This is a genomic window from Aquamicrobium soli (assembly GCF_042646345.1).
GTDB lineage: Bacteria > Pseudomonadota > Alphaproteobacteria > Rhizobiales > Rhizobiaceae > Mesorhizobium > Mesorhizobium soli_A.
In genome coordinates, this window is record NZ_JBHRTK010000001.1 from 72492 (window position 1) to 84075 (window position 11584).

An 11584-nucleotide genomic window follows, 5' to 3' on the forward strand; every position below is an offset into this window, starting at 1 on the left:
GTTCGGGGCCGAGCAGATGACCATCCCAAGGAAAATTGGCGTACTCACGTTTCATCGCTGCATCAACTACGGCTCCTACTGGCAGGCGCGTTGTTTGATCGAGGGCTTGCGCGGCATGGGGCATGAAGCCGTACTTCTCGACCATTACTCGCCCGCAATAAACCGTCGCGAGTGGAGGTGCGCGCTGGATCCACTGCTGCCCACGAAATCCTCTGTCTTCGACCGACTTCAATATGCCGTGAAGACGCGTCGTTTTCTAAATGCCTTGGAAGCGTTGCCCCGTTCGGCCCGGTTCGAGTTGGACGATCCTAGTTCCTTGGGCCGATGGGACCTGGTGATCGTGGGCAGCGACGAGGTCTGGAACGGACGCCATCCCTGGTATGGTGGTCATGCGCTCTTTTATGGTCATGGTGTCCAGGCCGTCCGCTTGGTGGCCTATGCGGCAAGCTTCGGCAGCCAGTCGGCATCCGACTACTTGCCGAGCGCCCTAGTCGAGGGTCTCCGCACATTTTCTTGTATTTCAGTACGCGATGCCAACAGCGTCGCCATAGCCGCCAATGTGCTGGGCCAGAGACCGGAAACGGTCTTCGACCCCTGCCTGTTGTTTCCTCCCCTCCTCGGGAGGCCGCAATCCAGTGCGGAGGATCCTTATATCGCCGTATATGGCCACGGCTTCTCGGCTGGCTTTGCTCAGGCGATCCGAGATTTTGCCCACGCAACCGGTCATCGTCTGGTGAGCATCGGCTATCGCAATTCCTGGACGCATGAGCAGTTTCTTCAAGCCGATCCTGGCGATTTCGCGCGAGTCCTGGCCAGTGCAACGGCCGTGGTGACGAACTTTTTCCACGGGTGCGTGTTTGCTCTCATCAATAAAAAGCCATTTGCCTGCGAAACTTCGTCATACCGGGCAAACAAGGTGACTGATCTTTTAGCGTTACTTTCCGCTGACGCTCATCTTATTACTGAACGTTCGAACTATGCTCAGGTTCAAAGCCTGTTGCAAACACCTCTGGAGCCGGAGATCAGTGGTCGCCTTCATAGCTTGCGGGCGCGTTCACAACGCTTCCTAGAGCGGGCACTCGAACCGTGAGGCGTGTTGCAGTCGCACCAGGGTTTGCGGGTCCCGACGAGATTGCGGCTGCAGGCCTATGCATTGGCTGCGGCGGCTGTGTGGCACAAAGCAGCGAGGCGCACGCCCGCATGTCATGGGATCGTTATGGTCACCTGAAGCCCGAGCTTGGGCTGGCGGAAGCGGCATTTGGGCGGATCTGCCCGTTCGCCCCAAGTGCGAGGAACGAAGACCAAATCGCTGAAAGCCTCTATGCTGGCGCTCTTAACCGGGACAGTCTGATCGGCCGATTTCAGGCAGCCTATGTCGGCCATGTCGACGAGGGCGACTTTCGTACAAGCGGCAGTTCGGGCGGCATGGCGAGTTGGATGGCAGTCGAGCTTCTGCGACGGTGTGTGGTTGACGGGATCGCGCATGTGAGGCCTGCCGATCCGCGTAAGGACGGAAGGTTTTTCCGCTACGCCATATCTCGCAACGAAGCCGAAATCCGTAGTGGCGCCTGTTCCCGCTATTATCCAGTTGATTTGTCGGAGGTACTACAGACGATCCGTCATACACCCGGTCGCTATGCCGTGGTTGGCATCCCCTGCTTCATCAAGGCGGTCAATTTGCTGATCGCAGAGGATGCGGTTATCCGGCAGCGCATCGTCTGCACGTTGGGCCTTTTTTGCGGGCATATGAAGAGCGCACGCTTCGTCGACAGCATGGCGTGGCAAGCCGGCGTGAACCCCAGTGCCGTCAGAGCCATTGACTATCGGGTCAAGACGCCGGGGCGTCCGGCAAGCTGGTATCGCGCCAGATTGGAGCTCGTTGATGGCAATCGCCGTGAGAAAGACTGGTGGGATCTTGTTGACGGAGATTGGGGCGCCGGTTTTTTCCAGAATCCGGCCTGCAACTACTGCGACGATGTGGTGGCCGAAACAGCGGATATTGCCTTTGGGGATGCGTGGATAGAGCCTTACTCCTCAGATGCTCGTGGCACAAATGTGGTGGTGGTCCGTAAGCCCGAACTGGACGGCATATTGAGGGAAGCGGCAATCTCGAACCGCATCCGCTTGGCACCGGTAGATGCGCAATTCGTGCGACAGACACAAGCTGCAGGCCTGCGGCATCGCCGTGAGGGGCTTGCCTATCGCCTTCAATGGAAACCACCGTCGATCCCGATCTCCAAGCGTGTCGGCAAATCGGCAGCGCATCTGGGTGCGCGCCGCAAACTCGTCTACCGAGCTCGTTATCTGATCGCCCGTGAAAGCCAGCTTACCTTCGCGTTAGCGAAGAACATTCATCTGCCTGGGCTGTATCTTTGGTGGGCCAAGGCAGCGGTTTCACTCTATCAGGCCCTGGCCTATTCGCGCGGTGCAGCCGGCCGGCTATTTGATATGCTCGAAAAAATTTGCGGTCGAGGTTGAACAAGACAGGGCTTCACAGGCCCGAGCCAATAGTTGATGCCTGACGGAATGGATTACGAAAGCGGGCGTCCTGTCCAGGTCCGCGACGCGTTCCAAGTGCGTCCCTTTCTCCCAGCTGAACCGGCGCCGACGAGATCTTGAAGAACTCCAGCTTGTCGCCTGCCGTCACCAGACAGCGTCTTCCAAGCGGCGGCGCATTTTTGATACCGCCCAGCGAAAAAAGGTTGATCGGTCGGGCCGGTATAACACCCCGTCATCTAACGTCTGACCGGCCAAGAACCGCTCGTGTACAGGTCGTGCCTCTGTTTGTTCAACGCGCACTTCGAAAAACGGGGAGACGTAAGAAACATCTTCGAACTCCGGCAGTTAGGCAACAGGCTTGCGCAATCCCTCGTCAAGTGACTTTGCAAAAGGTAGGTCGCTCCATGGATATCGACAGAAATAACCTGAGGAAGTTGTCACAAGAGCGCACGGAAGAATATCTCCATCGCACCTCCCTCATTTACTTGGAATGTTGCGTCAGTCTAATGCTGACGCACCTTTCATCCAATCAAGTGGCAGATATACTGGAAAAGGAAGCGCAGATGATTCGTGACTTCGACTGAAACGTGAAACCGGCGTTGACAGAGAACTTTCTTCAAGTGAACAGACGCCACTGATCCCGCCCTCAACGGGCGACTGGTTCGGGCATCCAGGCGACCCGACGAGCAAGGAGGTAGATGTTCGAGGCGGCTGCAGGCCATGAACTGCGGCGGCCTGTTACAAGCGCGAGCAAGTTCGGTCGCTACGACCGCCTCTCGTCATAGCTGATCTGCCGGCTACCTGCCATTTTCGCGTGGGCGATAAACGGGAATATGTGCGACGAGGGATGGAAAAACACCGCTCAAGCAGCGTTATCAGGAACGGGACAGCATTTGATAGCGCCGGGCCGGCTGACGAGTCCCGTTTTCTATCTATCTGGTGCCAGGGTGATGTTGGCCTTCCTGATGCCTCGGCAATTTCTCTGCAGGCAGCTGCCTGGCGCCCGTCATGGCCTTCTCACGTCATGGCGGGCCGCGTCCGCAGAGCTCCTGCCGCAAGAAACTGTTCTACGGTCGAGCTCCAGACTGGCGGTAATATGTTCGCCTGATTTCTCGAGGTCGGGCGAGTCAAAGAGCTCACCACGTGCCGCCGATCCGTTGCACGGAACCTCGATCTCGGTTTCTGTGACCGGAACCGGGTCGGAACAGCACACGCTCCATCCGGTACGTGCTGACTTTATCGGCGTCGCCAGTGACAAAGGGGTTGCTCGATACCGTCGCTACACCAGTGCGTCACGATCACATTTCGTCGAAGCATCCGCGAGATCGAGGGGAAGGTTAGATGCCATGGAACAAAGCACACGATATGGCGTTTGAGCACCATGACGGTACGTGGATGGTGGGGACAGCCTGTCTTTATCTGGATAGGCATTTGGGACTGCGTGGCGTGTACGGCCGAAGCTGAAATTGTGCTTCGTTCCAAGTGGCCGGCACCCAAGGGGCCACTTTATCAAGCAGCCTGCGAGGCGTGCGAATATGCTATGCGCGAAACTGGTAACCACAGGCAGGCTCGACTCGCCTTTATCCGAGCGGCCAAGGAATCCCATCTTGTCTGTATTCGACAAAGACCTCAGATAGCTTCCCTGGTGAATACTCCGCAAGACTGACCGGCCTTTATCGGAAGCTGTTTCGCAGGCTGAGCAGAAGTCATCCAGGCAGTCGCGAACGCGCGCAGCTGGCAGAAAAGGGCGAGCCGACCCCGCCAGCGTCGGGTAGATTCGTCTGGATTCGTGGTCGAGCACGGCGGTGGTCTGCAAAAATGAACACCACCAAGGGCCAACTGAAAGCAGCGCCTGAATTCAAGTATGAGGGGGCGCTGGTAAAGTCACGAACGGCTTTGGCCGTCGTAAGGCTGGTATATAATTTCACCGGGCTGGTAGGTCCGGTATCGCTTGAAGCAGGTGCGGACATGTTATGAACTAAGCGGCTCCCTCAGCTCATCGGAGACTGTAACGGAGATCGTCAAAAAGAGACGCCATGTCCGGGTCAACCGGCAAGAACGCTAAGAGATGCACTTGCACCTTACGCTCCTATATCGCCTGTCGGGTCATGACGGGTGGGACGAGACATTATGGTGGCTGCTGCGACCGTTCTGCGCATCAAACCCTCTTAAGTGATGAGCAGGAAGCGCAAATTGAGAAATCTTCTAGAAAGCGATGGAGTCTTCCTTGTCGTGACGGGTAATGTTGCTTAATGACGGCAGCCACGACAAAGCTGAACGGCACCAGACCTGGCGAGCAGGAATAAGAGACGCTCTTTGTCGTATTGCTCCGGTTCTCAGAGCATATGACGTGGACTTCTCATCAGCGGCCGTCGAGTAGAGTGGGGTACCGCACTTACCGCAAAACCCTTGTGCTCGTAAGGAGCCGCTGTCTGCCCTTTTGGTATAGATCGAGGGCTCACCCCTTAGCACTCGAAACCGATCGCTCGACAATCAACCGAGACGCGGAAAGCGGTTCCTGTAAGCGTTTGGCAATCGGTGCAGTGGCAGATGCTGACCTCACCTGGGTCTATATCAGCCTCATAAGTTATCGCGCCGCAGTGGCATGAACCGTCGATGTGCATCCTGATCCTCCGATGTTGGAAATGGGAGCGTGGCAGAATGTCCAAAGTACTTGGAGCTGGGCCACTCCGGATCAAACTTTTCTGCCAAGATCAAGGCATTCCTGGACGGCCAAAATTCACGCGCGAACATCTCAAAGGCGATCGCGGCACAGCCCCGCTAGCTTGATCTTGTCGATGCGGCCAGTTTTCTAAAGGCGCCTTTTAGCAGGGATGAAGTCCGAGCGTTGGGAAATGGCGCTCCTCAAGCGTCGGATTATCTCGAGACCATCATACGGAACTAAGCGCGCGCAGGCGCGTTCCTGTGCGGCAAATCTGCACAGGGAGATCATCATGAACGGCATCATCTACCTCGTCGGATTGATCGTGATCATCATGTTCATTCTTTCCTTCCTCGGGCTGCGCTGAGGCGCCAGTCAGGAATTCATCGTTTCGGCCGGACAATTCCGGTGTCGCGCGAAAGGATTAACCATGACCATTATAGAAGAAAAAAACGACACCGCTGCGGATGCCCGCAGCTATCTGGACTGGCCAGCGGTGTTTGCGGGAGCCGTCGTAGCGTCGGCCATCTCGCTCGTACTCGTCACCTTCGGGTCTGCGATCGGACTGTCGCTAGCGTCTCCGTTCGACAATACCGGTATGTCGGCGGTGGGGCTGGCCATCGCCTTAGGATTGTGGGTCGTCTGGATGCAGGTTTCGAGCTTCATGGCCGGAGGGTATGTCACCGGTCGGATGCGCCGCCGAGCTCACGATGCCACCGAACATGAATCCGACGTTCGTGACGGTATCCACGGACTTGTTGTATGGGGCATTGGAGTTTTGGTCGGAGCGCTGTTCCTGGCGTTGAGCGCCAGCGGGGCCGCGACTACCGCAGCAACGGTTGCTGGTGGTGCCGCGCAGGCCGCCGTGGAAAAGATAGCAAACACTGCTGCAGGATCGAACCCTCTCTCACAAGCTGTCGACACTGCCTTCCGTACCAGCCGGCCAGAGGCAAGTAATTCCGCAGATGCACGTAATGAGGCGATGGCGATCATAGCGCGTGGGGTCGCGAACGGCGACATATCCCAAGGAGACCGGACATATCTTGCCCAAGTCATTGCCGCCCACGCGGGCGTTTCTGAAGACGAGGCGAAGGGCCGAGTCGACGCCATGATTACCAATGCCCAGACGGCTGCCCAAGAGGCAAAGCAGCAAGCCAAACGCGCGAAGCACTTTGCAGTTATTGCCGCTTTCGTCGCCGCCGCTTCGCTAGCTATTAGCGCTGCCGCCGCGTTCTGGGCAGCGAGCATGGGGGGCAGGCATCGTGACGAAGGAACTGTGATCCCGAGGTGGTTCGACCGTATGTCTTGATGGTCGATGGGTATAGGGCTTGACGTTGGGCTCGACCGATCCGGGTGTCCTGATCAAAAGACATTCTGGCTCAGAGCGCGCCAGAAGGTTGGACGCCCTAAGGTAAAATGCGCGCCCGCCGGCTTTGCAACCGTGAGTAACGTTCTTAGCGTCAATGACCGTGGAATCGGGACCCTGTATTTTCGCGCAAAAGGAGCTCTCACTTACTTTCGCTGCATGTGAAGGCTGATGTCGCGCAATTTTCGAGAGGGAATCAGCGCGATGGAACGGAGATTCGGGTCGACGAGACTGGGCCCGGCAGGTTTCGTCGTCGAGCGTGCGGAGATGGGCACGGATTGCGTATTTCTTGACGTGCGAGCCGCGGCAATTTCGGCGACCTGCCCTTGCTGTGGAACTGCCTCACGCCGAAGCCAGAACCGATATGTGCGGAAAGTGGCCGATCTGCCGATTTCGGGCCGCCGGGTTACGGGTAACGGTCCGTCGGTTCTGGTGCATGCCGTTCTTTGCCGTCGCCGGATCTTTGCCGAGCGGTTTGGCGATGCCGTATTGGCTCCGTTGTCGCGCGAGGACCGGACGCCTTGAGACCATCGTTCATCACTTGGGACTAGCATTGGGTGGCAGCCCGGCCGCTGCCTTTGCCGATCGCCGACGATGCCGGTGAGCAACGACACCCTGTTGCGTGTCGTGCGCCGGCGGTCTGAGCAGCCGCGTGACAAACTCGCCATCATCGGTATCGACGACTTTGCATTCCGACGCGGCTAGCGATACGGGACAATTGTCTGCGACCTCGAGCGGCGCAGGCCCGGGACATTGCTTCCAGATCGGGAACAGGACACCTCGCGGACTTGGCCCGGGGGACATCCGTCGATCTCGATTGTCGCCCGAGATCGAGGTGGTGGATATGGAGAGGCAATCGCCAAAACGATGCCTCATGCCGCCCAGGTGACAGATCGATGGCAGCTGATCGAGAACGCGAGCCGCGACTTTCTCGACGCTGTCGGCAAATGCCATCATCTCTCCGTGGTCTAACGGCCAGACCGGAAGGCCAGATCACCAAGCTCGAACTCATCAGGCGGCATATGTACGGCCGCGCCAAGATCGATCTGCTCCAGGCGCGTCTCATCGGCGCGGCCTGAGCCAATGCAGCGAGTTTGCGTCAGACCCCGTTTGGACGAAAATCACCCCTCAAACAGGGTCCTCATTCCGCGAAAAATCACAGTTTTAGGACGACCACCGCGCCCTCCTCAGTGCACAGCCGTGGTAAGCCAAAGCCGAACGCAAACCGGCCTACGCTTCAGTTCGGCCATACGACGCGGCACGCACTGTCTTCGGGAGCCGATGTCGATCGAAGCCCACAGAGGGGTGGCTTCATCGAAATTGGTGGCCTTCTCGCCGGCCGCCTTCCTGCGATGGCGAACCACCTGCATCCTGCGCAAGGAACGCCGCCACTTGAACCATTGTGGCGGCTGCCCTCGCGATCGTCTCGTTGTCGCTAGCTGCGGGTTCGCTCGGAACCGCAGCCAACCTCACCTGGATCGATTCTCCGCCTTCGCCCAAAAATGTCACCAGATGCATCGCATCTGCACCCGAATCGATTGCGATCGAACATTCCGTGCGTAGTAGCTGCATGACAATCTGCCTTCGCGTGTTGGGTATCTGCCCCGCAGGCACTTGCTGTGCCACCCGACCAACCGTTGGCGATCACAATTGTTCCCCATTTCGTTCGAGCGCAATCCAGAGCGGAACCTATGGCCAGAAGGAGTGTTATCGGGAGGCCCCAACGGCATTTCCCTCACCACAACGGAGACGACAATGGCGACTACCAAAAAGAGCTCGAGAGCGTCGACCAATGGCCTTGAACAACTGTTTCTCGACGGCTTGAAAGACATCTATTACGCCGAGAAGAAGATCCTGAAGGCACTTCCGAAAATGGCGAAAGGCGCTGAGGCGGAGGAGGTCGCAGCGGCCTTTGAAAAACATCGCACGGAAACCGAAGGACACGTCGATCGGCTCGAACAGATATTCGAGCTGCTGGATAAACCGGCACGCGGCAAGACCTGCCCGGCAATTGACGGCATCCTTGAAGAAGGATCTGAAATTCTCGAGGAGTACAAAGGGGCTCCCGCAATTGATGCCGGACTGGTCGCCGCGGCACAAGCAGTCGAACACTACGAGATCGCGCGGTATGGAACCCTGATTGCCTGGGCCCAGCAGCTCGGCATGAAGGACGCCGAGAAACTGCTCAAGGCGACCCTCGAAGAAGAATCCGCGACCGACGAGGCTCTAACCGCACTTGGGGAAAGCGGCGCCAATGAAAGAGCAATGGCGGAAGCTGCATAACGACATGAACCAGGGAGTTCAGGCCTCGGCGCATTGCCGGGGCCTTTTCAATGGGATCGATCATGGAAAGAATGTTCAACCGCATGGCGGAATCCGTCGCGCGTGCTACTGGACGGCCTTGGGCCTTTACAATTTGCATCGCGGCGGTGGTGCTTTGGGCCGTCACCGGACCCGCCTTCAATTTTTCGGAAACCTGGCAACTGATCATCAACACAGGCACTACCATCGTCACCTTCCTGATGGTGTTCCTGATCCAGAACACCCAAAATCGCGACGGCGCGGCGATCCAGGCGAAGCTCGACGAGTTGATCAGGTCGGGAGACGGGAAGAACGCTTTCATCGGGATAGAGCATCTAACCGAAGCTGAAGTTGAAGAGTTTCGGCAACTCTGTGCCGACGCGAAACGACGAGCTACAGCTAAATTGGCGTAACGTGCGGCCGCACCGCTGAACGCCTTACAAGGATGCCTAGCGAATGCTGGGTCAAATTTATCCAGCAGGATGTGGTCGATGCTGCTGTCGAGGCAGCCACCCCGCAACAGGCAGCCGAGAAGCCCTCTCCGATCTCTTTTGGGCGGATCACCAATTCCGCCCGAAATCGCCAAGCCGCTGATATCCCGCAGGCGATCATATTGCTATTCTAGGGGCTTCCGAGACGAAGCCGTCATCCGGCCATCCTTGGCGGTATGAGAATGGCGCTTCTGAGCAGTCACCACGAACACTGACGGATGCAATCGAGCCACGCCAGGTAGCCGCACGCGGTCGTCCGAGACAAGCTGCGGTATATTTTGCATTGGAACCTTTGTCTTGGACGACAGTTCGATGGCATTCGCATGTTGCGCAGCGAACAGAGGAACTTGAAACCTCCTCTGACCCCGTCGCCCGTCCCCTCCGGCGGCGCGCTTTACTTCGACAAAACTGGAGGCCGGGGCAACTCACTCCGGCCAGAGGCATTGGAACGCGTCAATGTCACAGGATGACGACTTGCAGTACACGAGTACTTTCAATGCGGCCGAACTTGACCTGTTCAACCGTGTGCTGGGAAAGCTCACGCCAATGATCTCCCCGAGAACGACCGGGAAATTCTAGCACAACGCGTTATGGCCAACTATATGGTAGGCATTATCGATGAGGAGGAACTGGTTTCTTTTTCACGTCGGCCACTGGGTAGAAAATGGGAACTGCGGCGGATAAGATGGCTAGGCATCGCGTTTTTCGCTATCCTCCATTCCTCACGTCTTGGCCACGATACCAATCACGCCCTGACGCGCGCGAGGGCGAGATGGACTCGCGAAAAAATACCTGCCGCCATCAGTTGACGAAGCCGGAGAAGCTCCAGGCGGCGCCCATCCAAGTTCCGAACCAGGCGAAGCGTGCTCCGGTCTCCCAAATAGATTAAAGGCGAGAGGTATAAAGAGACCGAATTGAACTCGGTGACGTGTAGAATATAGCCGTGCTGCCGGCCGCTATGAAACGAGCCTCGAGAGAGATAGCAACATCAACGAGAGCGTCGTCATGTGTAACTCGGCGATTGCCGAAGAAGAAGATTAACCTACTAAAATCCAAATCGGATTATTCGGACGGCTCTGCCGAGGCAGAGTGCGCTGGAGAGCTATCGCAAAGCCCGCCACACCCGATGGCATTACCGAGGATGATATAAAGGCTCAATAAAAGGCAATTCATGTGGCATGCCGTCGGATGGGAGGAGCCCTTGGAACTCGCGCAATAAGCTTGAAGAAAGACGCGGCAAAAAATCAAACACTGATCAGGGATGACGCCGCAAAATGTCTGACTTGTCGGTCGTCGGCCTTTGTAGATTCCCCGCCTGCTGCGCATGATCTCGACAATCTCAACAGCATCCAGATCGTCCAGTGCTGCCGTTGGTCGAGCCGGTGTGATGTATGGCGGCACCGGCACTCCGGCAAGCCCGTGATTCGTTTCACGAGGCGCAACCGAATCGCCGGCCCGACGTTGACCGACCTATCGGGAGTACGTGCAATGGCTATTCATTATTGGCGAGGCGCGCAAAACCTCCCTCGCAGGACCAGGAGAAGCGCCAAATGACCAACGACAAGAACGAGCGGGATTTCCGTGACAGTGCTACGGTGTTTACCGACGACGAGGTCGAGCGTTTCGCGCGGGAAAATGGTGTAGCCGCCGATGAGGTTCGAATACTAATCGAGCAATATGGCAATGAGCGGGTCTTCCTCGTTCAAGCCGCGAAGGATTTGCGCGAGCGATCGAGCGAACGGGAAGCTGCCGATCAGGTCACGCGTGAAGCGCGGCAGCAGCAAGCGCGGTTTCACCTCGACAAGCCGACAGACGGTAATGGATGATCGTGTTAGGAGCCAGGTCACTGCGTGACCTCCCTTTGGCGCGCTCGGGGTGGGAGTGGCTGGAACGGCGGTGTTGTGTTGGGCGTTAGGAATGAAAGACCCCTTCGTTTCATCAAGATGCACAGCCCCTCCCGGACGTTTTCGTGCGGGTGAGGTCTTCGATGATGCCGGTCGTGATTTCGACTTCCTCGATAAGACGCGTAATCGGCGATCATGTCTGCCCATTCCTCGCTGAGCGTGCCCATGCCCGACATGCGCCGGCACGTTTCCTCGAAGATCGCGCTCGCTCCGCCGAAAAGCCACTCAGGCGCAGCCGGCCAGCCGCCCTTGGTGGAAGGCTCGTCCGGGTTGATGCGGCATTTCTGAGCCGTGCCAGCGACCACCTTCAGGCGTGTCGGTCTACGAGGTCGACCGCCAGCCATATTTTACCTTCAGTTTT

12 protein-coding genes and 2 pseudogenes are annotated in these 11584 nt (G+C 57.5%); 12 read left to right on the forward strand and 2 right to left on the reverse strand.

All coding sequences use genetic code 11. The features are described 5' to 3' along the window. The first annotated feature begins 16 nt into the window (after positions 1-16). The 5 genes from ACFOHJ_RS00370 to ACFOHJ_RS00390 all read left to right on the forward strand — a co-directional run bounded on the left by ACFOHJ_RS00370 (position 17) and on the right by ACFOHJ_RS00390 (position 4476). Positions 17-1090 (forward strand): polysaccharide pyruvyl transferase family protein, encoded by a 1074-nt coding sequence (locus ACFOHJ_RS00370; RefSeq protein ID WP_378217377.1) that lies wholly within the window; start codon positions 17-19, stop codon positions 1088-1090. 80 nt (positions 1091-1170) lie between these two features. Further along, entirely contained in the window at positions 1171-2478 is a 1308-nt protein-coding gene (locus ACFOHJ_RS00375) for a Coenzyme F420 hydrogenase/dehydrogenase, beta subunit C-terminal domain (RefSeq protein WP_378217379.1), read from the forward strand. A 425-nt stretch (positions 2479-2903) separates the two neighbouring features. Further along, positions 2904-3083, forward strand: a complete 180-nt coding sequence (locus ACFOHJ_RS00380; RefSeq protein WP_378217381.1) for a hypothetical protein — start codon at positions 2904-2906, stop codon at positions 3081-3083. 797 nt (positions 3084-3880) lie between these two features. Further along, on the forward strand, positions 3881-4165 hold the full coding sequence (locus ACFOHJ_RS00385; protein WP_378218023.1) for a DUF982 domain-containing protein: 285 nt from the start codon (positions 3881-3883) through the stop codon (positions 4163-4165). A 152-nt stretch (positions 4166-4317) separates the two neighbouring features. Continuing rightward, positions 4318-4476, forward strand: coding sequence for a hypothetical protein (locus ACFOHJ_RS00390; protein WP_378217383.1), 159 nt, complete (start codon positions 4318-4320; stop codon positions 4474-4476). Between the two features lie 228 nt (positions 4477-4704). Here the strand turns inward: ACFOHJ_RS00390 and ACFOHJ_RS00395 are convergent. Next, a pseudogene (locus ACFOHJ_RS00395) lies at positions 4705-5123 on the reverse strand (GFA family protein). Positions 5124-5333: 210 nt separating this feature from the next. Between ACFOHJ_RS00395 and ACFOHJ_RS00400 the strand changes: the two are divergent. The 4 genes and pseudogenes from ACFOHJ_RS00400 to ACFOHJ_RS00415 all read left to right on the forward strand — a co-directional run bounded on the left by ACFOHJ_RS00400 (position 5334) and on the right by ACFOHJ_RS00415 (position 7606). Then, positions 5334-5528, forward strand: coding sequence for a hypothetical protein (locus ACFOHJ_RS00400; protein ID WP_378217385.1), 195 nt, complete (start codon positions 5334-5336; stop codon positions 5526-5528). 63 nt (positions 5529-5591) lie between these two features. Next, on the forward strand, positions 5592-6470 hold the full coding sequence (locus ACFOHJ_RS00405) for a hypothetical protein (RefSeq protein WP_378217387.1): 879 nt from the start codon (positions 5592-5594) through the stop codon (positions 6468-6470). 261 nt (positions 6471-6731) lie between these two features. Then, positions 6732-7469: pseudogene (locus ACFOHJ_RS00410) on the forward strand (ISL3 family transposase); the annotation flags it as partial. A 5-nt stretch (positions 7470-7474) separates the two neighbouring features. Next, positions 7475-7606, forward strand: a complete 132-nt coding sequence (locus tag ACFOHJ_RS00415; protein ID WP_378218085.1) for a hypothetical protein — start codon at positions 7475-7477, stop codon at positions 7604-7606. Positions 7607-7838: 232 nt separating this feature from the next. On the opposite strand, the gene ACFOHJ_RS00420 is transcribed toward ACFOHJ_RS00415, so the two are convergent. Next, a complete protein-coding gene (locus ACFOHJ_RS00420) occupies positions 7839-8099 on the reverse strand; it encodes a hypothetical protein (protein ID WP_378217389.1) in 261 nt (86 codons plus the stop codon). A gap of 183 nt (positions 8100-8282) precedes the next feature. Between ACFOHJ_RS00420 and ACFOHJ_RS00425 the strand changes: the two genes are divergently transcribed. The 3 genes from ACFOHJ_RS00425 to ACFOHJ_RS00435 all read left to right on the forward strand — a co-directional run bounded on the left by ACFOHJ_RS00425 (position 8283) and on the right by ACFOHJ_RS00435 (position 11145). Further along, complete coding sequence (locus tag ACFOHJ_RS00425) at positions 8283-8810, forward strand: YciE/YciF ferroxidase family protein (RefSeq protein WP_378217391.1); 528 nt, start codon at positions 8283-8285, stop codon at positions 8808-8810. A 62-nt stretch (positions 8811-8872) separates the two neighbouring features. Continuing rightward, a complete protein-coding gene (locus tag ACFOHJ_RS00430; protein WP_378217393.1) occupies positions 8873-9241 on the forward strand; it encodes a low affinity iron permease family protein in 369 nt (122 codons plus the stop codon). 1628 nt (positions 9242-10869) lie between these two features. Then, entirely contained in the window at positions 10870-11145 is a 276-nt protein-coding gene (locus ACFOHJ_RS00435; RefSeq protein WP_378217395.1) for a hypothetical protein, read from the forward strand. Positions 11146-11584 lie beyond the last annotated feature (439 nt).

What these genes read in the sequence shown, in the direction of transcription:
- ACFOHJ_RS00370 (WP_378217377.1), top strand. Translation starts at nt 17, where the DNA reads ATGACCATCCCAAGGAAAATTGGCGTACTCACGTTTCATCGCTGCATC.
- ACFOHJ_RS00380 (WP_378217381.1), top strand. Translation starts at nt 2,904, where the DNA reads ATGGATATCGACAGAAATAACCTGAGGAAGTTGTCACAAGAGCGCACG.
- ACFOHJ_RS00385 (WP_378218023.1), top strand. Translation starts at nt 3,881, where the DNA reads ATGACGGTACGTGGATGGTGGGGACAGCCTGTCTTTATCTGGATAGGC.
- ACFOHJ_RS00390 (WP_378217383.1), top strand. Translation starts at nt 4,318, where the DNA reads ATGAACACCACCAAGGGCCAACTGAAAGCAGCGCCTGAATTCAAGTAT.
- ACFOHJ_RS00400 (WP_378217385.1), top strand. Translation starts at nt 5,334, where the DNA reads ATGAAGTCCGAGCGTTGGGAAATGGCGCTCCTCAAGCGTCGGATTATC.
- ACFOHJ_RS00405 (WP_378217387.1), top strand. Translation starts at nt 5,592, where the DNA reads ATGACCATTATAGAAGAAAAAAACGACACCGCTGCGGATGCCCGCAGC.
- ACFOHJ_RS00415 (WP_378218085.1), top strand. Translation starts at nt 7,475, where the DNA reads ATGCCATCATCTCTCCGTGGTCTAACGGCCAGACCGGAAGGCCAGATC.
- ACFOHJ_RS00420 (WP_378217389.1), bottom strand. Translation starts at nt 8,099, where the DNA reads ATGCAGCTACTACGCACGGAATGTTCGATCGCAATCGATTCGGGTGCA.
- ACFOHJ_RS00425 (WP_378217391.1), top strand. Translation starts at nt 8,283, where the DNA reads ATGGCGACTACCAAAAAGAGCTCGAGAGCGTCGACCAATGGCCTTGAA.
- ACFOHJ_RS00430 (WP_378217393.1), top strand. Translation starts at nt 8,873, where the DNA reads ATGGAAAGAATGTTCAACCGCATGGCGGAATCCGTCGCGCGTGCTACT.
- ACFOHJ_RS00435 (WP_378217395.1), top strand. Translation starts at nt 10,870, where the DNA reads ATGACCAACGACAAGAACGAGCGGGATTTCCGTGACAGTGCTACGGTG.